Genomic DNA, 22276 nt, shown 5'->3' with positions numbered 1-22276 from the left:
ACCCCCGGGTGGGTGGGTGTGGTGGAACAGCCCAACAGCCCCTCCACCACACCCACCCAACCCCACATCACCAACCACAACCGACGAGGGGAAGCGCCGTCGAGCCCGCTACCAGGAGATGTATCGGCGGGTCGGCGGAGTACCGGTCAAGGCCCGCGTCGTGGCCACCCTCACCGCGCAGGCCGCACCGTTGCTGCGCGCGTCCTACGACGACGCCCGGGGGCGCGAGCTGTACCAGGCTGTGGGCGGACTCGCCGCCCTGGCCGGAGTCTGCGCCTACGACGCCGACCAGCAACCCCTGGCACAACGGCACCTGCTGACCGCGCTGCGGGCTGGCCAAAGCCTCCGGCGACCGGGCGTTCGCCGCCTACATCGTCGCACTGATGGCCAACCAGGCGCTCTACCTGGTGATGTTGGAGATGACCTGGCTGATGCTGTTCGCCGCCAACGGTGGCCTGCGGCGGTGAGGTCGGACAGGACAGCGAGAGCGGTGTGCATCGCGACCTTCCCCAAGACTGTGCGGCCGCTGCGGTGGGGACCGGGGGCGGGGGACGTGGTCCGGTGGGGGCGCTCCTCCCTTACCAGTGGTGAAGGGATTGCGGTGTCAGCACGCCGCGCCAGTCGTGCCGGACCGCGGGCCCCGCCGAAAGGAGTGGAGGGCTGCCCACGTGTCTTTTGCTGGCCTGCCCGCTCCGCAGCAATACTCGCTCTTGTCCGGAACCGGACTGAACTCCTCGTTTGGGTATTCGTGGCCGTCTGGACGGGCTGAACTGCCGGTCTGAGTCGTCGATGTCCGCTCGTGGGCTGCGGCGCTAGTTTCGTCGGGCCGTTGTGACGCCTGGGGAGAGCAATGGGATACCGCTTCAACGCACCGCCGAACTGGCCGACGCCTCCTGCCGGATGGGTGCCACCGTCGGGCTGGACACCGGATCCCACCTGGGGCCCTCCTCCGCCGGGCTGGCAGTTGTGGCTTCCGGATTCTCCGGCTCCGGCTCCGGTGGCGCCCATGACGGCAGCCACGCAGGCTGCCAGTGCTCCTGCCGTCGTCCCGCACCAGCGCACCCTCAGTGATCCGGACATCCCCTTGTTCGGTGCCCGGGGCAAGGCGCGTGAGCTGGCCGCGGAGAGTACGCGACTGCGCAGCGAGCTGGAGCAGGCGCACGCCGAGCTGGCGGGGCTGCGGGCGGCGATGTCGCGCCTGGGCATGTTGTCGGTGATGGAGTTGGAACAGCAGCGGGGCAGGCTCAGTCATGAGCTCGCCGACTTGACGGCGAAGGGCGAAGCGCAGAAGGCTGAGCTCGATCGACGCCTTCGTGGGCTTCGGCAGCAGATCGTGGTCACCGAGGAGACCGCGCTGCTACAGGAGGCTGGCGTCTACCAGTACCGGCACCCTCTGTCGGACGCGGTTGCCTACCAAAGCCAGCTCAGCCGGATCCAGGACCAGATCAAGGCCATGGCCAGGAAGGACGGGGGCGCGGTCAAGGCCGCCACCGGATGGACGGTCAACGGCTCGGTCACGGAGGGCCGGGCGATGGTGCGGGACTTCTCCAAGCTGATGCTCCGCGCCTACAACGCCGAGGCGGACAATCTCGTACGCGGGCTGAGGCCGTACAAGCTCGACTCGGCCGTCGACCGGCTGGGGAAGGTAGCAGCCACGATCGTCAAACTCGGCAAGACGATGCAGATCCGGATCGCCGAGGACTACCACCGGCTGCGGATCAAGGAGTTGGAGCTCACCGCCGACTACCAGGAGAAGCTGGCTGAGGAGAAGGAGCGGGAGCGGGAGGAGAAGGCTCGACTGCGCGAGGAGCGGCGCGCGCAGCAGGAGATCGAACGCGAACGCGCCCGGCTCGACAAGGAACGCCAGCACTACGCCAACGCCCTGGCCGCCCTCCAGGCCAAGGGTGATGCCGACGGTGCCGCTCGGATGCAGGACCGGCTGGCCCAGATCGACACCGCGATCCAGGACGTCGACCACCGGGCTGCGAACGTGCGGGCCGGATACGTGTACGTGATCTCCAACCTCGGCTCTTTCGGCGAGAAGATGGTCAAGGTCGGCATGACCCGTCGGCTGGACCCGCTGGACCGGGTGCGGGAACTCAGCGACGCCTCGGTGCCCTTCAACTTCGACGTCCACGCCCTGTTCTTCTCCGAAGACGCCGTCGGCATCGAGGCGCAGATGCACGCACGGCTGGCCGACCGGCGGGTCAACCTGGTCAACCACCGCCGCGAGTTCTTCTATGCCACCCCGGAAGAGGCCAAGGAGCATCTGCTGGCGTTGACCGGCAGCCTGCTGCAGTACGAGGAGGTCCCGGAGGCCCTGGAGTACCGGCAGAGCCTCACCCAGGCGCAGGAGCATGCGGACGCGAGCGCCTGACGTTGTCGGGCCAGCGGACAGCCGGGGCCGGTGCGGGCCGGTCGGGCCAGCGGAATCGTCGAGTTGGAGAGGTGCGTATGTCGTCGGTCGGATTGTTCGCCTTCGGGTCAGCAGGCGGAAGCGGAGGTGTCGACCTGGGCAAGGCGCCGTTCGTGGTGGTGGACGTGGAGACGACCGGGCTGTCGTCGAGGTCCGACCGGATTGTGGAGATCGCCCTGGTCCGCGTCGAGGGAGGCCGGGTGGTCGACGAGTGGGCCACACTCATCGACGCCGGCCGCGACCCCGGCCCGACCTTCGTTCACCACATCACGGCCGACATGTTGTCCGGAGCGCCGACCTTCGCCGACGTGGCGGGCGACATCCTGTCCAGACTCGACGGTGCTGTCGCGGTGGCGCACAACGCCCGCTTCGAGGAGGGCTTCATCGCGCAGGAGTTCGCCCGCGCCGGCATCGACACCGCGCCCCTGCCGGCGGTGTGCACCCTGCGGTTGGCCCGACAGGTCCTGGCCGCGCCGAACTTCCAGCTCGTGTCCTGCTGCGCCGCGTACGGCATCGAGCTGCACGACGCCCACACCGCTCTCGGTGACACCCGGGCGACCGCCCAACTCCTCACCCGGCTCCTGGCGGATGCGCCCGCCCTACGGTTCCCATCCGCTCCGGTACCACTGCCTCGGTACCCCGGCCACGCCCGGCCCCGCACCCGGGTCACCGGCCTACGCAAGGGCACGGACGGGTGGATCCAGTCGCTGCTCGGGAAGCTGCCCTACTCCACCAGCGACGCCGACCCGGCGTCCGCCGAGGCGTACCTCGACGCCGTAGGGGGTGCCCTCAGCGACGGCAAGCTGACCGGCGTCGAGGCCAGGGCACTGGCCCGACTGGCCGGGCAGTCCGGCATGGGCGCCCAACAGGTACGCGACCTGCACCACCGCTACCTCGACGGACTACGGGACGCAGCGCTCGCCGATGACATCCTGACCAGCACCGAGTACCAGCAACTCGTCACGGCCGCCCGACTTCTCGGGGAACCGGACTACTTCGCGGACCTCACCGCGCCCGAGGCGGAAACCACGAGCCGCACCCGGACGGTCAAGCCGAAGGGGCAACGCGTCTGGTGCAGCCCGTCGGTGTCCGCCGACGCCCGGGACCGTCTCACCCAGGCCGGTTTCGTCCTGGCGTCGAACCTGACCCGCAACGTCCTCGCCGCCGTCGTCGCCGCTGCAGACCAGGACGACACGAAGGTCGCGCGGGCACGCGAACTCGCCATACCGATCCGCTCCGACCTAGCCCTCGACGACATGCTGGGGACCACCGCCACGCCTCCCCGGCACCCCACCAGCCGGGAGCCGCCGCGGTGGGCGTGGAGCAGCACGAGTCCCGCGCCGAGCCGACACCGGCCGCCGCGGTGCCCGTGCCCGCCCCACGCAGACCACAGGTCGTCGCCGGCTGGTACCTGGACCCGTCCGGGCGGTGGACCTACCGCTTCTGGGACGGCAGGGGCTGGACCGAGAGGGCCAGCGCCGGAGACGGCCGCACCTGGTCGGACAGCACCGGCCTGCCGCTGTGGTGTGCGCCCACGACGGACGGACTGGTCGACGGCCAGCAGCCGCATACCCTCACCGACCGGATCATGACCATGCAGAAGACCGACCTCCACGCGGCGCTGCTCCTGACCGTCCGGTGCATCGACGCGGTGGAGAACGACGCACGCATCAGCGGGCACGGGGTGGCTCCCTGGTACTACGAGAGGGCCGCCATCATCTTCGCCGGCCTGGGCGACCCCGCCGCCGAAGTCGCCGTGCTCGAACGATTCGCCCGCCAGAGACATGCTCCCGGGGCCACACCGGCTCGGCTCCTTGAGCGACTCAGACAGCGCCAGGCTGCGGCGCACGCGTAGCGGCCACCACCGTCCAGGATCCGTGATGTGCCCCGGGGCCCGCCTTCACGTCCCCGCGCTGTCACCGGCTGTGGCAGTGGCGGCGACGAAGTCGTGCTCGCTGAACAGCGACGGATGCGCGATGTCCCGGGAAGTCAATCGCTGCTGCATCAGGTCATCCCGGTCGGGGACGTCACACCACACACCACGGCGCTGGAATGGCTGCGTGGACAGGGCCTGACCGGCTGCAAGGAGGGCTGCGGGGAGGGTGAGTGCGGGGCATGCGCGGTGCTCGTCGCCCGACCCGGCGTTGAATCGCCCACGGAATGGGTCGCGATCAACGCATGTCTGGTGCCCATAGCTGCCCTCGACGCCCAGGAGATCGTCACGGCTGAGGGGCTGGGCGACCGGGACCGTCTGCACCCGGTCCAACACCAGATGGCCGTTCGTGGCGGATCCCAGTGCGGGTTCTGCACGCCGGGCTTCGTCTGCAGTATGGCTGCCGAATACTACCGCCCCGGCAGAGAGGCGTCCCCGGACAGCGCGGCGACCGGCCACGACCATGGTCCCAACGGCTTCGACCTGCACGCTCTCGGCGGTAACCTGTGCCGCTGCACCGGATACCGGCCGATCCGCGACGCCGCGTACGCACTCGGTGCGCCGACGCCCGACGACCAGCTTGCGCAGCGTCGGCAGGCACCCACGGCGCCGCTCCGGCCAGTCCGGCTGAAGCTCGGGGGCCGAGAGTTCATCCGGCCAGCCTCGCTGCCCGACGCCCTGCGGCTGCTCCGCGAGCGTCCCACCGCCACCGTGGTGGCTGGTTCGACTGACTGGGGCGTGGCGGTGAACCTGCGGGGCACGCGGGCCGAGTCGGTCATCGCGATCGACCGGCTCGCCGGGCTGCGGGAGCTGACGATCGGGCCCGAGTGCATCGAGATCGGTGCCGGGCTCACCCTCAGCGAGATCGAGCGCGGCCTCGCGGGCCGGGTGCCGCTGCTCGGGCGGATGTTCCCGCTGTTCGGCTCCCGACTCATTCGCAACAGCGCCACCATCGGCGGCAACCTGGGAACCGGATCGCCGGTGGGGGACACCCCACCGGTGTTGCTCGCGCTTGCCGCCGACGTCGTCCTGACCAGCGCCGACGCCGAACGTCTGGTGCCCTTGGCGGACTACTTCACCGGATATCGGCGCAGCGTCCGGCACCCCGACGAACTGATCCGGGCAGTGCGGATCCCACTGCCGCTCGCCGGGCTCGTCGCCTTCCACAAGGTGACGAAACGGCGGTTCGACGACATTGCCAGCGTCGCCGTCGGCTTCGCCCTCGATCTCGTCGGCGAGACGGTCGTCTGGGCGCGTATCGGCCTGGGTGGGTGGCCGCCATGCCCGTCCGGGCCCAGGCCACCGAGGCGGCACTGGAGGGTCGCTCCTGGTCGGCGGCCACCGTGGCGACCGCCGCACAGGTGCTGCAGGGTGGAGGCACGGACCGTGGACGCCGACTACGCCCGCGCGGTGGCCACCGAGTTGGTCTCCGCGTTGGTCGGGGCGGGCACGACCACAGCCCTGGTTTTCGGCTCGCACTTCGCGCCGGCGGTGGACACGCTGTTCCAGGCTGCCGCCGGGTGCGGCCTGCGGATCACCAGCGGCCTCGTCGTCGGTGACCGGATGCTGCGTCCGGAGCTGCACACGTCCGGTCCGCGCAGCTACGGCGAGGGCCGCGCGCTGGCCCGGCGCTGGCACGGCGTCGGACGCAGTCGGTACGCGGTGATCCCCCGGTTCGCGCTGTCGTGCAGCGACGACCTGCTCGCGTCGTGCGGGGAACTGCACCGGGACGTGGCGGGCAGCTGGTTCACGTCGCACCTCAACGAGAACCTCGACGAGATCGCCGCGGTCCGACGACTGTCCGGCGCGGACAACGACCTCGACTGCTACGACCAGCACGGACTGGTCGGCCGCCGCAGCGTCTTCGCCCACAACGTGCATCCGACCGACGACGAGCTCCACCGGCTGGCCGAGGCCCAGGCCAGCGTGGCGCACTGCCCGACGAGCAACGCGGCGCTGGGCAGCGGCATGTTCCCGCTCGACCGTCACCTCGCCCACGGCGTGCACGTGGCGCTGGGCTGCGACGTCGGTGCGGGCACCGGATTCTCACTCTTCAAGGAGGCGTTGCAGGCGTACCTCCTGCAACGCCTGCGCGGCGAGGAGGGCGTGCCGCTCACCGCGGCGCACCTGTTGCACCTGGCGACCGCAGCGGGGGCGCAGGCGCTCGGCCTGCGTGACCAGCTCGGGGACCTGAGCGTCGGCAAACGGTTCGACGCGATATGGGTACGGCCCCGTCCGGGAACGACCCTGGAGATCGGCATACGCCACGCGAACGGACCTGAGGACGCCCTTGCGCGGGTGTTCGCGCTGGCCACGTCGGACGACCTGGCGCAGGTGTGGATCGACGGGATGCCGACGGAGAGCCGACGGCGGACAGCGCCGCAGGCACTCGACCTTTCCAGCCCCGACCTCGTCGGCAACCTGGGTACGCCCGCCCCAGGGCCCCTCCCACGCCCCCAGCGTAGGCAAAGCAGTACGGCAACCATCAGGCATTGCGGCCGTACTGCTTATTCCTAGATCAGCTGGTCCGCAGCGGCCTGGCCTTCCGGTTCGCGCGCACTCCCGATCTCGCACACGTCAACGGAGGCTGCACGTCTCGGTGGAGAGCTCGCTCGGGCTCTCCCGGAACGGCGCGCGGCGGGACCATGCGGACCCGGCATGGACCCGGATCTGAACTTCACGCGGCTCGACGAGCTGGTGATGGACCTCGCGGCGCAGTTGCGCCGGGAGGGTGATGACGACCGAGCGGAGATGGTCGCCGCGTCGATGGCCTCGGTGCGCGAGACGCTGCGCAACCCCGGCGACCTCGCCGAGGCGCTACAGGAGATCACCGACGCCACCGAGAGCCTGTTGCGGGTTGCCCTGGAGCACTCCGGCCGGATCAACCCCGGCGACCCCGTACGGTAGAGACAGCGACAAGAAGGCCCGGCCCCCTGGAGACAGGGAGCCGGGCCTTTTTGCGTTTCCGGTCAGCCGACCGGGCCGATGGCCTTCGCCAGGTCGACGAAGCCCTGCCACTGCGCCGGGCCGAAGGTCAGGGTGCCGCCCTCGCGGTCCTTCGTGTCTCGAACGAGGACGACGCCGGGCAGGTTGTCGGCGACCTCGACGCACGCGCCTCCGTTGTCCCCGCTTCTCGTGCTCTTGCGCCACTGCGCGCCGGTCATGTCCATGCCGCTACCGCTTTCCTGATCAGGTCGAGAGACTGCGCCCGAGGTAGGGCCTCTCCAACAATGCGAGACCATCTGCGCTCAAGGCTAGCAATTTCTGTCGCGTCCTCGGTGATGTGTGCTCGCGCAGGGCCGTCCTGATGTGCTACCCGCGTACCGTCCGGCATTTCGGCCAGGATGAACGGGCCGCCCATGCCCACGTAGATCGGGGTGTCGGCCGGCACGATATGCACCTGCACGGCCGGCAACTCGGCGCACGCGGCGAGGTGTTCGCACTGCTCGCGCATGATCGATCCGTCGCGGCCGGCGCGGCGGCGTAGGGCGGCCTCATCGATCACAGCGACGACGAGCGGCGGCTGTGCCCGGTGGAGGATCGACTGTCGCTGCACGCGCGCCGTCACCAGCTCGTCAACCTCGGCGGGGTCGAGCGTCGCCAGTGCCAGCGTTGCCCGCGCGTACGCCTCGGTCTGGAGTAGGCCAGGCACCCAGGCCAGCTCGAACCACCGCAGGGCGGCGGCCCCCTGTAGAACATCGGCCCATCGTCGGAACCAGGCCGGCTCGCGTCGCCTCAGGACATCGGGCCATAGGTCCCCGACGTCCCGGCCAAGGATAGATGCCAGCGCGACGCGGCGACGCGGTTGCGGCACACGTCCCGGAGAGATCCACCGCGCTGCGGTTTTCGGATCAACCCCCGTCTGAGCTGCAAGACTCTCGGCCGTCTCACCAGCTTGGGCCATGGCCTCTTGAAGTGCGTGGTTCATCCCGCCTCCAGCATGGACGTCCTTTCCATCCGGCAGCATAGATGAACGTCGTGTACTGATCCCGTCGCATTGGGCAAGGTTTGTTTCAGGCGGGCTCACCCAGGCATACGACGGTGTCGGGGCGGGCTACGCGGAGGGGTCGCCCTTGCTCCGGGAGGGCGAGGGCGACCCCTCTCCAGTTGCCGAGGAGGTTGAGATGCTGAACCCGATCAGGTGGTGGCGGATCAGGCGGACCCGGCGCTACCGGGCTGTCGGGTCAGCCTCCCCGCTCTGGGCTCTCCAGCACACCGTGCTACTCCCGAAGGTCGAGAAGCCTGCCGAGCGACCCCTGATGACCGTGGTCGGGGAGTTGCGTGGCAACGGGGGTCGCCGGTGAGCGGAAGGGGCGGCAGCTCCTAGATTCCCGCTGGTCGTCGCCCTGGCCAAGCATCGACTGACGGGCGCACAAGGAACCACCGGCGCGGGGACCGAATCCCCGCACAGCAGTGCACCTGAAGGGAGACTGTCCCATGATCAAGAAGGATCTGTACGCGGTCGATGCCTCCGGCGTGAACCTCCGCAAGCTCTGCGGCGGTGGCATCACGAACACGATGGAGAGCTGCGTCGCCGCCGCCATCCTGCCGGGCAACCCCGACGCCGTCATCATCGGCGACTCGAAGCTCGGTGCCAACTCGCCGACCCTGCGCTTCGACCGCAAGGAGCTGGACAACTTCTTCGCGGCGTACCAGGCCGGCGAGATCGTCTGAACCATCAAGGGCTGGCCGTGCGGAGTGCACGGCCAGCCTGCCCTCGGAGGGAATAATGGCGTCGGTGAGGCACCACTGGCACGGTTACGGTCCGTGGATAGGTCAGCACCAGCTCTTTGGGCGTGAGCACGACCACGAGCGGAGACCCGGCCCGCAGCCCGGTGACGTCGCGACGGCTGCATTCATCCGGGCAACCTCGCCACCCCTTGAGACTGGCCACTACCTCCTGCGCCGCGACCAGACAGCCCGCGAGCGGACGTGGGTGAACGTGCAGGACGCGCTGGCCTGGCTGGCTGAGACCTACGCCCAGCACCCGCCCGACGCCGCGCTCAGCTACATAGAGTTGGCTGATCGCCTCAGATGGACGCGCGAAGGGCTGGAGGGCGGGGCCGACGCGATGTGGCACATGACCGCGAGTCTAGGTGCCAACAGGGTCGTGTGCTACTCGGTGATCTGCTGCCCGCACCGTCACCACACGCGGACGCCATGCCCCCTCCCCCCGAACTGACCTTCGATACCGGGAGATCCCATGTCTCTAGGCATGATCCTGGGGCCTGAACTCGCCGCCGCCGTTCTCGGCGAGTGGCCCGAGAGCCCCCGCAAGGTGCGCCTTCCGAACGCCAGCCCGATCGGGCGGGCCATCAACGCCCGGACAATCCGAGGCTTCCTCGACGCCGGCTGCGCGCCGAGTAACTATGTGAACGTCTTCCACCACGGCGAAGGGCTGCACCCGGCCCGCTTCACCGCCGACGATCGGGTAGCGCCGGCTTCGGTGCAACTCCTGCTCGACCAGGGCTGCACCATCCAGCTCCGCGAGCTGAATCGGTGGTTCCCACCCCTGAGTGCCATCTGCGCCAGCATCCAGGCAGAGACCGGCTACTCGGGATACGTCACGGCCTTCATCACCCCGCCCAGCGCCCAGGGCCTCGACTACCACTGGGACCAATACCTCGGGATCGTGGTCCAGTTGGACGGGGCGAAGACCTGGGAGCTATTCGCCCCCAAGGTCGACGCGCCGTACCGCGACCACTCCATGTCAACGAACCTCTGGCGGGACGAGTGGGTCGAGCAGTGGCGACAAGCCGGCCCTGACCAGACCGTCAAGCTGGCGGCCGGGGACGTCCTCGTGCTTCCGCGAGGATGGGTTCACAACCCGCACTCGCTCGACGCAACGAAGACCAGCGTGCACCTGACCTTCGTACTGAAGGAGCGGGTGCCGCTGTGGATCGCCGAACGGCTGATCGGCAGCGCGATCAGAGACCCCCGCTTCCGCGCCGTCATCCCGCCACGCGAGCTTGGCCCCGAGGAGATGCCAGGGACGGTCGAGAACGTGCGGTCACTGATGATCGACTACCTCACCGGGCTGGATGTGGAGGAGCTGTCGGGGGCGCTGCTGCGCGCCGCCCAGCAGGAAACTAGCCACGCCATGCTGTGAGGGCTCCGCACCGCGTGCCGCTCGACCTTTGACCTTCCTCCACCCGAGGGAATGGCCTCCGGCTACGGTCGGGGCCATTCCCTGCACGGGGGTGGGTGCAGTTTGGAGTTGCGCACCCAAGGTGAGGGCGTTGACCCGTGCCAAGTGGTTCGTTCCTCGGGATGGACCACCGTCGCGCCGCTGACCGCCACGCTGACGCTCGCCGCGATCCTCACCGTGACCATCCGCGAGTTCGACACCCTCCTCGGCGTCGACCCACACTCCCCGCTGCGCTGGATCTTCCCTGCGGCCTACGCCGCCGCCGCGCTCCTCGGCATCGTCTGGGCACTGACCCTGCGCACCACCAACCCGCCCGTCTACGCCGCCATCGGCTTGGGCGCGGACAGCCACACCCTGCCCGCACGCACCCCCGACACCGCCCACCAACCGGCCTGACCCCCACCGGAGCAACCATGACCAACACCACTACCAACACCGATAGCGTCACCGTCGCCGTGCGCCGCGCGACCAGCTCAGACGCCGGACCGCTGATCGCCGTCCTCGCCGAGGCCTTCCACGACGGACCCGTCGCCGAATGGCTGATCCCCGACCCCACCGACCGCCGCGTGGTCCTCTACCGCTACTTCAGAAACGCCTTCCACCACGGCCTCACGCACGGCCACATCGACACCACCACCGACCTGTCCGCCGTCGCGATCTGGTACCCCCGACTCGACCCACCGCCCCAGGGCCACACCCGGGAACGCCAGGAAGCCCTGGAACACGCCACCGGCCCCTACGCACCGAAGTTCACCCTCATGGAAGCCATGTTCGACGCCTTCCACCCCGACGAACCACACCACCACCTCGCGTACCTCGCCGTCGACCCGGAACACCAGAACCAGGGCATCGGCGCGGCCCTGCTCCACGAGCACCACCGGCACCTCGACCAGGTGGGCCTACCGGCGTACCTGGAAGCCACCAACACCCGCAACCGGCAGCTCTACCACCGACTCGGCTACACCGCCGGCCCACCGCTGATCCTGCCCACCGACGGCCTACCGATCTGGCGCATGTGGCGCGGCCAACACACCCCCACCGGCCGGGCACCCTTCCCACCCAACCCACAGCCCCAACGGCGCACCCGGTGAACCCGACGATCGCTGTCCGACCCGCGCTGCCCGGCGACGTCGCCGCCATCGCCGCCCTACTCGCCGAAGCCATCACCGACGACCCCGTCGCCACCTGGCTGGTCCCCGACCCCAGCGAACGGCAAGCCGTGTTCCACGGCCGGCTGGCCATGGAGGTCGACCACGCCGTCGAGTGGGGCCACGTCGACGTCACGCTCGACCTGACCGCAGCCGCAGTGTGGCGGCACCACCCCGCCTCCAACGCCGCACTGCTCGCCGAACGCCACATGAACACGTTCACCGGCCACGCCCTGCCCAGATTCCGACAACTCCACCACGTGATCGACCGATACCGATCCGACGCACCCCACCACTGGCTGTCCTGGCTCTATGTCACCCCCCACAGCCGAGGCCAGGGCATCGGCAGCGACCTGCTCGCCCACCACCACCGCCGCATCGACCAACTCACCAACCCGGTCGACACCGTCGTAACGACCGAAGCCGCCCGAGACTTCCTCCGCAGCCACGGCTACCGCCCCGGCCTGCCCCTACACCTCCCGAACGGACCCCGGCTCTGGCCGCTCACCCACAACGGCCACCCATCCAGCGCCCGTCGGACCACACCCCACACCGCCGGCCAATCGGACACCTGACCACCCACGACGGTGGCCGCCACCAACGATGCGGCCACCGTCGCCGGATTCCTACGACCTCCGCAGAGGAAGCGAGAGAACCGTGAGCACCAGTGCCGTAGTCAGACCCGGCAGCACCATCTGGATCGCGCCGGCCGACCATCTCGGCGGCACCGACGGCCTGACCGTCGTCGTCGACGAGATCCCCGAGGATCTCGACAAACTGGAATGGGTCGAGGTGTCGGTCCGCAGCCCCGGGGACGAGGCTTCCACCTCCCGCAGGGTGCTCGTCCGCAGCGACGCCCTCCGCTCACCCCGTTCCCCCAACACCCCCACCGACCTACCCCAGCGCCAGCAGGACTTCACCCACGGCATCGCCTCCTACCCACCCCCGGCGCAACAGCGAGACCAGGGGTCGGTGGCCGAACGACTGACCCGCATCCCCCGACACCCCGGACGTCAGCGAGGGCATCCCGCTTCCACGTCGAGCCAGTGACAGCACCGCAGCCTGCACGATCCAACAAAAGGCATAAACCATGACCGGAGCCCAACCCCCCGCCGGATGGCAGCGGACCACCCACGCCCTGATCATCGCTCTCATCCTCACCATCACCATGCCCACCGCCTGCGCCGCCGTCCGACCTCCCACGCCGCCCACCGACATCGCCGCACGGCCCCCCGCCCCGCCAGGGCCGACGACCGAACCACGCACATCGCGGGATCGGCTGCGTCTCTTGGCCGACGCGATCACACCGGTCGCAGCCGACGCCGAGCACAGCCCGCACACCTACCTGCACCTTCAGTCGTGGTCCCGAGCGACGACGGTTGTCAGCCGACGGGACATCCGCCGCTGGAGCCAGCCCGACGGGTCCGGTCGGGTCATCGAGCGCCAGCTACCCGACCGGGGCGACCTCACCCGGCTACCGGACGGCACCGACCGCGACGCCCTCGCGGCGGCACCCGTGGTCTCCGACAGAACGTACGGACACGGCGGCCTCGTGCGCCCCGGCTCCGAGCCGGTTCCCGGGGACCGTGCCGGCCTCCAACAGCACCTCGGCACCATATCCCCACCCGAGAACGGCCCCGGCTCGACCATCACCGCCGTGGTCAGCCTCAACAACGAGCACTACCTCGGCCACCACCAACGCCAAACCATCCTGCTCATCCTCGCCGACCTACCCGGCATCACCACCACCACCACCGCCACCGACATCGCCGGCCGCACCGGGACCGCCGTGAGCCTCAACCACGACGGGTCCACCAAGCGCCTGATCATCCACCCCACGAGCGGGGAACTCCTCGCCTTCCAGGAAACCTTCAACACCTGCCGCCCGGCCCGAGGCAAGCCATGCCCCCGGCCCGGACTGTTCGACTACCGGCTCTACCTCGAACGCAGCCACACCACACCGCTGAACCCGCACCGGGAAGCCGTCGACACCACCTCACCGTGATGCGCGTCCCGGTACCCCTCAGCCTTGCCGCGTTCGTCACGGCGATCCGCTCCGGGACGATGCCGGGGGGAAACCGGCAGCTTGGCAGCCGGCCTGACCAGCGGCGGCGACGTTCGCAGCGCCTGACCCCACGTGGTGCACAGCCCGGGGCCGGCGGTGGACGTGAGTCTGCCGCCGGCCCCGGGGTGGTGTTATCGGACGAGGCTGTGGAACTGTCCCGCGGCGACATCGTCGGCGACGGTGCCGGGTGTCTGGTCGACGTAGGTGGGGGTGGTACGGGCGGGAACGGAGTTGTTCTCGCCGAGTTGGCCGTAGTTGTTCAAACCCCAGGCGAGGACCTGCCCGCCCGTGGTGACCGCGAGGCTGTGCGACTGGCCGCCGGCGATGCCGACCAGCTCCACACCCGCGGGCAGATGGACCGACACGGGGACGTTGAGTCCGGCGGCGTTGGTGGTGCCGTTACCGAGTTGGCCGACGGAGTTCGCGCCCCAGGCCAGCGCCCGCCCGGCGGTGGTGATGGCCAGGCTGTGTGACAGGCCGGCGTCGATGTCCCGCAGGAGGGTGCCCGACGGCAGACTCACCGCGACCGGCACCGACGAGTTGGTGTTGGTGCCGTTGCCGAGCTGGCCATAGTTGTTGTAGCCCCAGGCGTAGGCGGCGCCGGTGGAGGTCACGACCAGGGTGTGGAACGCGCCCACGGCGATGCTCGTCGCCGTCGCCCCGCCGGGCAGGCTGATCTTCACCGGGCTGGTCTGTCGGGTGGTGGTGCCGTTGCCGATCTGCCCGTAGGTGTTGTCACCCCACGTGTACACCTCGCCGGTGGAGGTGAGCGCCGCGCTGTGGAAGTTGTGCGAGGCGATCTGGGTGACCGTGCCCGTCAACGAGCCGGGGAACGTGACCAGGGTCGGCGTGAGGACGGTGGCGGGTGTGGTCGAACCGATACCCAACTGGCCGACATTGTTGCCACCCCACGCGAAGACCTTCCCGGCGTCGGTCAACGCCAGAGTGTGCCGCTGGCCCGCGGTGACCTTCACGGCATTGGTACCCGCAGGCATCAACGACTGCACCGGAGCGCTACGCGAGGTCTGCGTGCCGTCGCCCAGTTGCCCGTAGGCGTTGTCACCCCACGCCCACACCTCTCCCACGTTGGTCACCGCCACGCTGTGCAGGTAACCACCCTCCATGTCGATCATGTCCATGTTCCCCGGCAACGCCACCGACACCGGCACGAAACTGTTGTCGTGACTGTAGTTACCCAACTGACCACTACCATTCGCCCCGAACGCCAAATCCAACGTGGTCCGCACCATCACGGCGCTGAAGTACGCCCCAGCGGCGACGACGGTGGCTTCGGCACCCTCCGGCAACGGCACCCGCACCGCGCTGGCCCGGTCGGTGGTCGTACCGTCACCCAGTTGCCCCCGATTGTTGGTGCCCCAGGCGTACACCTGCTGGTTCGCGGCCACCGCGAGATTGTGGCTGAGGCCGGCGGACATGCCGGTGAAGACGACCCCCTTCGGCAGGGCCGCCACCCGCACCGGCCTGGTGGAGGATGCGCTGCCGGTGCTGGCCTGGTTGTAGTTTCCCCAGCCCCACACCTGTCCCTCGCTGGTCAGGCCGAGACTGGAGTCCAGCTTGGCGGCGATGGCGGTGAAGACGGTCCCGGCGGGTGCCAGCGCCGGCACGGGCGTGGTGCGGTCGGTCGTGGTGCCGTCGCCGAGCTGGCCGACCTCGTTGGTTCCGGTGCCGTACACCTGTCCGGACGTGGTGAGGACAAGGGTGTAGAACAGGCCGGCGGCGACCTTGGCCGCCTGGACACCGGGGGGCAGTGTCATCAGCGTCGGCAGGTCCGAGTCGTCGGTGCCGCCGGTGCCCAATTCGCCGTCCGCGTTGTCGCCCCAGGCGTAGACCTGCCCGGTGGAGGTGACGACTGCGGCGTGCGTCGTGCCGGCGCTGATGGCGGTGGCGACGGTGCCCGGCGGCAGCTCCACCCGCCCGGGGGTCGTGTTCGTGCTCGTGTCCGAGCGGCCCAGGGTGCTGGGATCTCCCCAGGAGTAGACGTCCCCGGTGGAGGTCAACGCCAGGCTCAACTGCGGGCCCGCGGCGACGGCCCGCACCGTGACGCCGGCCGGCATGCTCACCGGCACCGGGCTGCGCTGTTCGGTGGTGGTGCCGTTGCCCACCTGTCCAAGGTTGTTGTAGCCCCAGGCGTAGACCGTTCCGGTCGAGGTGGCGGCGAGGACGTGGCCCACCCCGACCGCCAGGTCGGTGAGCAGCGTTCCCGCCGGCAACGGCAACGACACCGCACCGGGCGTCGCGCTGCCGAGGGCGGGGGTCGTCCGGCCCAACTGGCCCTGGTCGTTGGATCCCCAGGTGAAGACCTGGCTGCCGGCGATGGCGGCTGCGGCCGGCGTCGCTGCGACCACCACCCCGGCCAGCGTCATGAGCGCGGCGACCATCAGCGCGATGGCACCCCGCCCGGTCTGCCGCAGGCGTCGTCGTCGATCGTGACGCCACCACCGCCCCTGGTGGCCCCGCCACCATTCGCCGACGGAGGGGTGGGCCACGCTGGCCTCCACCGTGGACGGCCGTGCGGATCGGAATCGCGATGTACGAGCTTCAGACATGAAGCATGCTCCTTGCACGAAGGCGGACCGATCACACGCGGCCCGTGCGTCCTGAGGCGCGGAAAGGGAGAACGACCGACAAAGGCAAGTAGTTCTCATATGAGGCATCGGCGCCTATTTGTGGCTACCGTACTGTCCGCCCGATCCGATCGGACCGTGCAGGGTTTGTCCGATCATGGACAGTGCAGGCTCAGGGGCCCGTCCATGCCGACGCCGAGCGTCACCCGGCCCGCCCTCCCCTGGTTACGGGAGTTTTTGGATCCAAATCTCGCCGCGACGGCACCGCCCACGGAAAGGGGCAGCGGCGGAGCAGGCTGGCCGAGGATGGGTCGGTCCACGGCAGTCAGGCCGCGTCGGATAGGTCTCGTCGACGCCCTCCCCTGCCGGCCCGTGGGCCGGTGACGCTAGTCGATCACCGCCGGATCCCGGAGAGCAACGATCGCGCGGATGGGGATCGAAGTCGTGAGGATGATCGACATCAGCCAGGGTTGGCACGAGGGAATGCCCTCCTACGACGCACCCTGGTATCCACGCTTCGAGATCTGTCGGGCCATGACTCCATGGACGGATCCGACCGGTGGCGGCCGGACCTTCTCGGATCTGCGGCTGTTCCCCCACAACGGCACCCACGTGGAGTCGGGCTTCCACTTCTTCGAGGACCGGGAGAAGATCGACGAGGTTCCGCTGGACACCTTCGTCGGCCGGGCCTGCATCGCCGACCTCTCCCGTCTCGGGGACCTCGAACCGGTCAGCGGCGACGACCTGGAGCGGGTGCTGCGTGACATCTGGCAGCGCGGTGACCGTCTGCTGATCCGTACCGATCATCCGAACCGTCACCTCGGCCGTGACGACTACTGGGACAGCCCGCCGTACCTCACCCCGTCCTCCGCCGACTGGATGGTCGACAACGATGCCGTTCTGGTCGGGCTGGACTGCATCACCGAGCGCCCCGACGACCGTAGTGGTCAGGTGCACAGGCGTCTGCTCGCCGCCGGAATCCCCATCCTGGAGAACATTCAGAACCTCGACCAGGTCAGCGGGTCGGTCGTGCAGTTGATGGCCCTGCCGGTCAAGATCGCCGGAGTGGAGGCCGCTCCGGCGCGTGCCGTCGTCTTCGACGGATGGCCGTTCTCGTCACCGTCTGACGGCACGTCCACGCCACGTCTTCCGTGATCGACGGGGCTCGCGGCCCGACGCCGGGCGTCGCTCCGGTCGAGGAACGCGGGGCCGTCGCGTCCGCCCCGATGGTCTCGGGCCCGGGCATCCGGTGCCGGACGCAGAGGTCCTGCCGGCCGTCGTCGTGAAGGCCGACGAAGCCGCACTTCGAGAAGCTCGCCATCGCTGCCCGCCGAGGGCACCGCACTCCACGCTGGACACCGAGAGAATGGCACCAGGAATGAGAACCAGTTCAGATACCGCCGACGACATCGTCGCCGAAGGGTGGGGGGTCGACGCCGACACCGCCAGCCCGGAGGTCGACGTCCGCACCGCCCACCCCGCGCCAGCCGCCGGAGCATGCGCCTCGTATCCGTGGCGGCGGCTGCGGGCCACCCAACAGCCCAGCTGGTCCGACCAGGGTGTCCTGCGTGCGGTGGTCCAGGAGTTGGGCACCCGCACCCCGCTGGTGGAGCCGCAGGAGTGCGAACGACTCCGCAGCCGGCTGGCGAGGGTCGCCCAGGGGGAGGCGTTCCTGTTGCAGGCCGGGGACTGCGCGGAGGACCTCTCCCAGGTCGGGCCGGCAGCCGTACGAGCGAAACTGAGCACGATGGCCCAGATGGCTGCGATCCTGCGCGCGGCGCTGGGCGTCGAGGTGGTGACGGTGGGGCGGATGGCCGGCCAGTACGCCAAGCCCCGCACGGAGACACGGGAACAGCGCGGGGAGCTGAGCCTGCCGGCCTACCGGGGCGACGCGGTCAACGGCGTCGAGTTCCACCCCGCCACCCGGGCTCCGGACGCCAGTCGGCTGCTACGCGCGTACGAGGCGTCCGCGGTGACGCTGGCGCACATGCGACAGTTCGCCGAGGAAGCAGGCACCGGGGAGGTGTTCAGCAGCCACGAGGCTCTCCTGCTCGACTACGAGACCGCGCTGCTGCGCCCGGGGCCGGCCGCCGGTCGTCGGTACGCCAGCTCGGCGTCCATGATCTGGATCGGCCACCGGACCCGGGAGCTGGACGGCGCCCACGTCGAGTTCGCCCGGCACGTGGACAATCCGATCGGGGTGAAGGTCGGCCCCGACGCCACCGCCGAGGAACTGCTCGCCCTGGCCAGGCTGGTGGACCCGGACCGGGTGCCCGGGCGGTTGACGTTCATCGTCCGGATGGGTGCCGCCCACGTGCGCCGGCTGCTGCCACCACTGGTGGACGCGTTCGCCACGGCCGGTGTCGGGGTGGGTTGGGTCTGCGACCCGATGCACGGGAACACCGTGCGCGCCGACGGTGGCCGCAAGACCCGCCGCCTCGCCGACATCATCGCCGAGGTGCACGGGTTCTTCGAGGTGCACCGGTCACTCGGGACCTGGCCGGGCGGGTTGCACCTCGAACTCACCGGCGAGGACGTCACCGAGTGTCTCGGCGGCAGCGACGAGGTGCGGACAGAGCACCTGCACCAGCGGTACACCACGCTGTGCGACCCCCGGCTGAACCGGTCGCAGTCCGTCGACCTGGCCCTGGCGCTCCTGGCGTCGTTCGGATAGGGGCGGCGGGGCGACCTGCGGACCCGCCCCGGGACCGACGCCCGGGGCGGGGGAGCGGTCACCACCGGCAGCGGCTCAGCGGTCGCCGCCGGGCGGTTGCCCGGCCCGCGCCGCGGCCTCGGCCCGCCGCCGCCACGGGCCCGGGTCCGTCTCGAACCGGGCCAGCGCCCGCTCGTCGACCACCGGGCGGCGCACCTCGATCCGCCCGTCCACGACCACCAGCGGATCGGCGACCACGTCACCGTCGAGAAGCGACAACGTCGCCAGCCCGCAGGCATGGGGCAGCTCCGGCAGCGCCGCCGCCAGGGCCAGTCCCGCGGCGAGCCCTATCGACGTCTCCACCGCGCTCGACACGACCACCGGCAGCCCGATCGCCTGCGCGACCCGCAACGCGCCCGCCACGCCCCCGAGCGGCTGCACCTTGAGCACCGCGATGTCCGCAGCGCGGGCGTCGCGGATCCGGAGCGGGTCCGCCGCCCGGCGGATCGACTCGTCCGCCGCCACCGGCACCGACACCCGGCGTCGCACCCGGGCCAACTCCTCCACCGAGGCGCAGGGCTGCTCGACGTACTCCAGGTCGAACCGGTCCAGCAGGCGGATCATCCGGACGGCGCGGTCGACGTCCCAGCCGCCGTTGGCGTCGATGCGCACCCGCCCCGAAGGCCCGAGCGCGTCCCGAACCGCCTCCACCCGCGCCACGTCCTCGGCGTCGGTCTGGCCACGCTCGGCGACCTTGACCTTCGCCGTCCGGCAGCCACCGCTCGCCAGCACGACCTGCCGCGCCCGGTCGGGTTCCAGCGCCGCCACCGTGACGTTCACCGGGATCCACTTGCGCAGCGGCGGCGGCCAGGACTCGAAGGCGGCCTCCCGCGCGGCGGCCAGCCACCGGGCCGCCTCGGCGGGGCCGTACTCGGCGAACGGCGAGAACTCCCCCCAGCCGGCCGGCCCCTGGACCAACGCGCCGTCACGCCGGGACAGGCCCCGGAACCGGGTCCGCATCGGAATCGAGAACGCCCGCACGGCTCAGCCGTGCCAGGGGTACGGCGACCAGTCCGGGTCGCGCTTGTCCAGGAACTGGTCGCGCCCCTCGGCGGCCTCGGCGGTGCCGTAGGCCAGCCGGGTCGCCTCTCCGGCGAACACCTGCTGCCCGACCAGCCCATCGTCGACCAGGTTGAATGCGAACTTGAGCATCCGTTGGGCCGTCGGCGACTTGCCGTTGACCCGCCCCGCCCACTCCACCGCCACCCGCTCCAGGTCGGCATGGGGCACGACGGCGTTCACCATGCCCATCCGGTGGGCGTCCTCGGCGGAGTGGGTGTCACCCAGGAAGAAGATCTCCCGGGCGAACTTCTGCCCGACCTGGCGGGCCAGGTACGCCGAACCGAACCCGCCGTCGAAGCTGGCCACGTCCGCGTCGGTCTGTTTGAACCGGGCATGCTCCCGCGAGGCGATCGTGAGATCGGCGACCACGTGCAGGCTGTGCCCGCCACCGGCGGCCCAGCCCGGCACCACCGCGATGACGATCTTGCCCATGAAACGGATCAACCGCTGCACCTCCAGGATGTGCAGCCGCCCGACCCGGCTCGGGTCGATGCCGGCGGAGGTCTGCGACTGGGAGTACCGGTAGCCGTCCCGGCCACGGACCCGCTGGTCTCCGCCGGAGCAGAAGGCCCACGTGCCGTCCTTCGGTGAGGGGCCGTTGCCGGTCAGCAGGATGCAGCCCACGTCCGTGCAGAGGCGGGCATGGTCCAGCGCCCGGTAGAGCTCGTCGACCGTGTGTGGACGGAACGCGTTGAGGACCTCGGGCCGGTTGAAGGCGATCCGTACCGTGCCCTGTTCCCGGGCCCGGTGATAGGTGATGTCGGTGAAGTCGAAACCCTCGACCTCACGCCAGACGGCAGGGTCGAAAAGCTCGGAGAACATGGTCGGCCTCCATTCCAAGGGGTTCTTCGGTTGACGCAATCGGTGGTTTTTCTGCGCGTGAGAGGGCGCTCGGCCGGGCCGTGGCCGCCGCGCCGGTCAGCGATGAGTCTCCTTTTCCGAAAGGTGAATCCGCCGCCCGCGACAGTTACCTCCTTTTGTGTTCGTCGATAGGTTGAGCGGATGGACCGTCCCGTGCACGCAGTGGTGCTCCGCCCCGGGCCGCGCATTCGACAATCGTTGTCCGCAGCCTTGGACGGCAGCGGTCCGGCGCTCTTTCCACTCTCGCCCGACCTGCCCGAGCCCGCCCTGTGGCGGCTGCTGCACGCGGTGGCGCCGGCGACCGTGGAGACGGCTGGTGGCACCCACCGGTTCGTGCCGCGCGATCCCGCCGTACCTGTCGGTGGTGTTCCGGTCGCGGCGGACACCGCCGTGCTCGTCGCCACCGCCGGCTCCACCGGCCGGCCCAAGATCGTTGAGCTGTCCGCGCGTGCCCTGCGCTTCTCGGCCGCGGCCACCCTGGCGAGGATCGAGGCCGCTGCGGGCGACCCCTGGCTCTGCTCCCTGCCGACCAGCCACATCGCCGGCATCCAGGTGATCGTCCGGGCGCTGCTGGCCGGGTCCGAGCTGATCGTCCATCCCCGGTTCGACGTCGCGGCCATCGCCCGTGCCGCCACGGACGCCCCCCACCTCGCCGTGGTCCCCACCCAACTGCGGCGTCTCGTCGAAGCCGGCGTGGACCTGTCGCGGTTCCGTTCCCTGCTCCTCGGCGGCGCGCCGCCGCCGGTAGACCTGCTGGAGACGGCGCGGACGGCGGGTGCCCGCCTGTTCACCACCTACGGGTCGAGCGAGACGTCCGGCGGATGCGTGTACGACGGCGTTCCCCTGACCGGGGTACGCGCCGACGTCGGCCAGGACGGGCGGATCCGGCTCGCCGGTCCGCAGCTCTTCGAGCGTTACCACGGCGACCCGGCGCGCACCGCCGCGGCACGTGATGGCGACTGGTTCGTGACCGAAGACCTCGGCGTGATCGAGAGTGGACGGCTGCGCGTGCTCGGCCGGACCGACGATGTGATCAACACCGGCGGGGAGAAGGTCAACGCGACCGAGGTGGCCGCCAGGCTCTCCTGCCATCCCCTCGTGCGGGAGGTGGTGGTGGTCGGCCGGCCCGACCCCGAGTGGGGGGAGCGGGTGACCGCGGTCGTCGTACCCGCCGGCCCGGTTCCGCAGCTTGACGACCTGCGCGCCTGGGTCAGAGCGACCCTGCCGGCGCACGCGGCGCCCAGGGAACTGGAACTGGTCGCCGCGATCCCGCTGCTGCCCTCCGGGAAGCCCGACCGGCGGCGTCTGCAGCGGGGGGAGCTGCCCTGACACGGGGGCGAGGGCC

General features: G+C 70.3%; 21 protein-coding genes and 3 pseudogenes. 18 read left to right on the top strand and 6 right to left on the bottom strand.

The window, feature by feature from the left end:
- Positions 1 to 4 precede the first annotated feature (4 nt).
- The 5 genes and pseudogenes from Q2K16_RS33175 to Q2K16_RS08985 all read left to right on the top strand — a co-directional run.
- A pseudogene (locus tag Q2K16_RS33175) lies at positions 5 to 769 on the top strand (NsdA family TPR-like regulatory protein); the annotation flags it as partial.
- A gap of 237 nt (positions 770 to 1006) precedes the next feature.
- Positions 1007 to 2377, top strand: coding sequence for an SNIPE associated domain-containing protein (locus Q2K16_RS09000; protein ID WP_302744692.1), 1371 nt, complete (start codon positions 1007 to 1009; stop codon positions 2375 to 2377).
- A 77-nt stretch (positions 2378 to 2454) separates the two neighbouring features.
- Positions 2455 to 2940 (top strand): annotated as a pseudogene (locus tag Q2K16_RS08995) (3'-5' exonuclease); the annotation flags it as partial.
- Between the two features lie 548 nt (positions 2941 to 3488).
- A pseudogene (locus Q2K16_RS32985) lies at positions 3489 to 3857 on the top strand (hypothetical protein); the annotation flags it as partial.
- Positions 3858 to 4004: 147 nt separating this feature from the next.
- Complete coding sequence (locus tag Q2K16_RS08985) at positions 4005 to 4271, top strand: hypothetical protein (protein WP_302746708.1); 267 nt, start codon at positions 4005 to 4007, stop codon at positions 4269 to 4271.
- 45 nt (positions 4272 to 4316) lie between these two features.
- On the opposite strand, the gene Q2K16_RS08980 is transcribed toward Q2K16_RS08985, so the two are convergent.
- Positions 4317 to 4685, bottom strand: coding sequence for a hypothetical protein (locus Q2K16_RS08980; RefSeq protein WP_302746707.1), 369 nt, complete (start codon positions 4683 to 4685; stop codon positions 4317 to 4319).
- 3 nt (positions 4686 to 4688) lie between these two features.
- On the opposite strand from Q2K16_RS08980, the gene Q2K16_RS08975 reads away from it, so the two are divergent.
- Positions 4689 to 6866, top strand: a complete 2178-nt coding sequence (locus tag Q2K16_RS08975; RefSeq protein WP_302746410.1) for an FAD binding domain-containing protein — start codon at positions 4689 to 4691, stop codon at positions 6864 to 6866.
- A 141-nt stretch (positions 6867 to 7007) separates the two neighbouring features.
- Complete coding sequence (locus tag Q2K16_RS08970) at positions 7008 to 7256, top strand: hypothetical protein (protein ID WP_302744690.1); 249 nt, start codon at positions 7008 to 7010, stop codon at positions 7254 to 7256.
- A gap of 62 nt (positions 7257 to 7318) precedes the next feature.
- Here the strand turns inward: Q2K16_RS08970 and Q2K16_RS08965 are convergent, their stop codons facing one another.
- Both Q2K16_RS08965 and Q2K16_RS08960 read right to left on the bottom strand, forming a co-directional pair.
- Positions 7319 to 7513 carry a DUF397 domain-containing protein gene (locus tag Q2K16_RS08965; protein ID WP_302746409.1) on the bottom strand — a complete coding sequence of 65 codons (195 nt, stop codon included), beginning with the start codon at positions 7511 to 7513 and terminating at the stop codon, positions 7319 to 7321.
- The gene (locus Q2K16_RS08960; RefSeq protein WP_302744689.1) at positions 7510 to 8277 is read right to left on the bottom strand and encodes a helix-turn-helix domain-containing protein; all 768 of its coding nucleotides are present in this window, start codon (positions 8275 to 8277) and stop codon (positions 7510 to 7512) included. Before Q2K16_RS08960 ends, Q2K16_RS08965 begins: the two co-directional genes overlap by 4 nt.
- A 196-nt stretch (positions 8278 to 8473) precedes the next feature.
- Between Q2K16_RS08960 and Q2K16_RS08955 the strand changes: the two genes are divergently transcribed.
- From Q2K16_RS08955 to Q2K16_RS08920, 8 genes are all read left to right on the top strand, one after another.
- On the top strand, positions 8474 to 8653 hold the full coding sequence (locus Q2K16_RS08955) for a hypothetical protein (protein WP_302744687.1): 180 nt from the start codon (positions 8474 to 8476) through the stop codon (positions 8651 to 8653).
- A 133-nt stretch (positions 8654 to 8786) separates the two neighbouring features.
- Positions 8787 to 9023, top strand: coding sequence for a DUF397 domain-containing protein (locus Q2K16_RS08950; protein ID WP_302744686.1), 237 nt, complete (start codon positions 8787 to 8789; stop codon positions 9021 to 9023).
- 541 nt (positions 9024 to 9564) lie between these two features.
- On the top strand, positions 9565 to 10458 hold the full coding sequence (locus tag Q2K16_RS08945) for a JmjC domain-containing protein (RefSeq protein ID WP_302744685.1): 894 nt from the start codon (positions 9565 to 9567) through the stop codon (positions 10456 to 10458).
- Positions 10459 to 10602: 144 nt separating this feature from the next.
- Entirely contained in the window at positions 10603 to 10893 is a 291-nt protein-coding gene (locus Q2K16_RS08940) for a hypothetical protein (RefSeq protein ID WP_489671864.1), read from the top strand.
- 17 nt (positions 10894 to 10910) lie between these two features.
- Entirely contained in the window at positions 10911 to 11588 is a 678-nt protein-coding gene (locus Q2K16_RS08935; protein WP_302744684.1) for a GNAT family N-acetyltransferase, read from the top strand.
- Positions 11585 to 12220, top strand: a complete 636-nt coding sequence (locus tag Q2K16_RS08930; RefSeq protein WP_302744682.1) for a GNAT family N-acetyltransferase — start codon at positions 11585 to 11587, stop codon at positions 12218 to 12220. Before Q2K16_RS08935 ends, Q2K16_RS08930 begins: the two co-directional genes overlap by 4 nt.
- Before the next feature lie 82 nt (positions 12221 to 12302).
- Positions 12303 to 12695, top strand: a complete 393-nt coding sequence (locus Q2K16_RS08925; RefSeq protein WP_302744681.1) for a hypothetical protein — start codon at positions 12303 to 12305, stop codon at positions 12693 to 12695.
- Positions 12696 to 12735: 40 nt separating this feature from the next.
- Positions 12736 to 13650 (top strand): hypothetical protein, encoded by a 915-nt coding sequence (locus Q2K16_RS08920; protein WP_302744680.1) that lies wholly within the window; start codon positions 12736 to 12738, stop codon positions 13648 to 13650.
- Between the two features lie 191 nt (positions 13651 to 13841).
- Here the strand turns inward: Q2K16_RS08920 and Q2K16_RS08915 are convergent, their stop codons facing one another.
- Positions 13842 to 16217, bottom strand: coding sequence for an RCC1-like domain-containing protein (locus tag Q2K16_RS08915; RefSeq protein ID WP_302744679.1), 2376 nt, complete (start codon positions 16215 to 16217; stop codon positions 13842 to 13844).
- 528 nt (positions 16218 to 16745) lie between these two features.
- Here Q2K16_RS08915 and Q2K16_RS08910 point away from each other — a divergent pair.
- Together Q2K16_RS08910 and Q2K16_RS08905 are read left to right on the top strand one after the other, a co-directional pair.
- Positions 16746 to 17450: a cyclase family protein gene (locus tag Q2K16_RS08910; RefSeq protein WP_302746408.1), complete on the top strand. Its 705-nt coding sequence runs from the start codon at positions 16746 to 16748 to the stop codon at positions 17448 to 17450.
- Between the two features lie 223 nt (positions 17451 to 17673).
- Entirely contained in the window at positions 17674 to 18969 is a 1296-nt protein-coding gene (locus tag Q2K16_RS08905) for a 3-deoxy-7-phosphoheptulonate synthase (protein WP_302744678.1), read from the top strand.
- Between the two features lie 75 nt (positions 18970 to 19044).
- Here the strand turns inward: Q2K16_RS08905 and Q2K16_RS08900 are convergent, their stop codons facing one another.
- Together Q2K16_RS08900 and Q2K16_RS08895 are read right to left on the bottom strand one after the other, a co-directional pair.
- Positions 19045 to 19989, bottom strand: a complete 945-nt coding sequence (locus tag Q2K16_RS08900; protein WP_302744676.1) for an o-succinylbenzoate synthase — start codon at positions 19987 to 19989, stop codon at positions 19045 to 19047.
- Positions 19990 to 19992: 3 nt separating this feature from the next.
- Positions 19993 to 20892 carry a 1,4-dihydroxy-2-naphthoyl-CoA synthase gene (locus Q2K16_RS08895; protein WP_302744675.1) on the bottom strand — a complete coding sequence of 300 codons (900 nt, stop codon included), beginning with the start codon at positions 20890 to 20892 and terminating at the stop codon, positions 19993 to 19995.
- A 237-nt stretch (positions 20893 to 21129) separates the two neighbouring features.
- Here Q2K16_RS08895 and Q2K16_RS08890 point away from each other — a divergent pair, with 237 nt between their 5' ends.
- Entirely contained in the window at positions 21130 to 22260 is a 1131-nt protein-coding gene (locus tag Q2K16_RS08890; RefSeq protein WP_302744673.1) for an AMP-binding protein, read from the top strand.
- The last annotated feature ends 16 nt before the right edge of the window (positions 22261 to 22276 follow it).

The organism is Micromonospora cynarisoli (assembly GCF_030518815.1).
In the GTDB taxonomy this organism is placed as follows: domain Bacteria; phylum Actinomycetota; class Actinomycetes; order Mycobacteriales; family Micromonosporaceae; genus Micromonospora; species Micromonospora wenchangensis.
Note: the sequence above shows the minus strand (reverse complement) of the source record. Positions and strands in the feature narration are given on the sequence as shown.

Bases quoted from the DNA above. Each gene is read 5' to 3' on its own strand.
- Q2K16_RS08895 (WP_302744675.1), bottom strand. From the start codon at position 20,892: ATGTTCTCCGAGCTTTTCGACCCTGCCGTCTGGCGTGAGGTCGAGGGT.
- Q2K16_RS08955 (WP_302744687.1), top strand. From the start codon at position 8,474: ATGCTGAACCCGATCAGGTGGTGGCGGATCAGGCGGACCCGGCGCTAC.
- Q2K16_RS08910 (WP_302746408.1), top strand. From the start codon at position 16,746: ATGATCGACATCAGCCAGGGTTGGCACGAGGGAATGCCCTCCTACGAC.
- Q2K16_RS09000 (WP_302744692.1), top strand. From the start codon at position 1,007: ATGACGGCAGCCACGCAGGCTGCCAGTGCTCCTGCCGTCGTCCCGCAC.
- Q2K16_RS08965 (WP_302746409.1), bottom strand. From the start codon at position 7,513: ATGACCGGCGCGCAGTGGCGCAAGAGCACGAGAAGCGGGGACAACGGA.
- Q2K16_RS08905 (WP_302744678.1), top strand. From the start codon at position 17,674: ATGAGAACCAGTTCAGATACCGCCGACGACATCGTCGCCGAAGGGTGG.
- Q2K16_RS08960 (WP_302744689.1), bottom strand. From the start codon at position 8,277: ATGAACCACGCACTTCAAGAGGCCATGGCCCAAGCTGGTGAGACGGCC.
- Q2K16_RS08950 (WP_302744686.1), top strand. From the start codon at position 8,787: ATGATCAAGAAGGATCTGTACGCGGTCGATGCCTCCGGCGTGAACCTC.
- Q2K16_RS08920 (WP_302744680.1), top strand. From the start codon at position 12,736: ATGACCGGAGCCCAACCCCCCGCCGGATGGCAGCGGACCACCCACGCC.
- Q2K16_RS08945 (WP_302744685.1), top strand. From the start codon at position 9,565: ATGATCCTGGGGCCTGAACTCGCCGCCGCCGTTCTCGGCGAGTGGCCC.
- Q2K16_RS08985 (WP_302746708.1), top strand. From the start codon at position 4,005: ATGACCATGCAGAAGACCGACCTCCACGCGGCGCTGCTCCTGACCGTC.
- Q2K16_RS08970 (WP_302744690.1), top strand. From the start codon at position 7,008: ATGGACCCGGATCTGAACTTCACGCGGCTCGACGAGCTGGTGATGGAC.
- Q2K16_RS08935 (WP_302744684.1), top strand. From the start codon at position 10,911: ATGACCAACACCACTACCAACACCGATAGCGTCACCGTCGCCGTGCGC.
- Q2K16_RS08975 (WP_302746410.1), top strand. From the start codon at position 4,689: ATGGCCGTTCGTGGCGGATCCCAGTGCGGGTTCTGCACGCCGGGCTTC.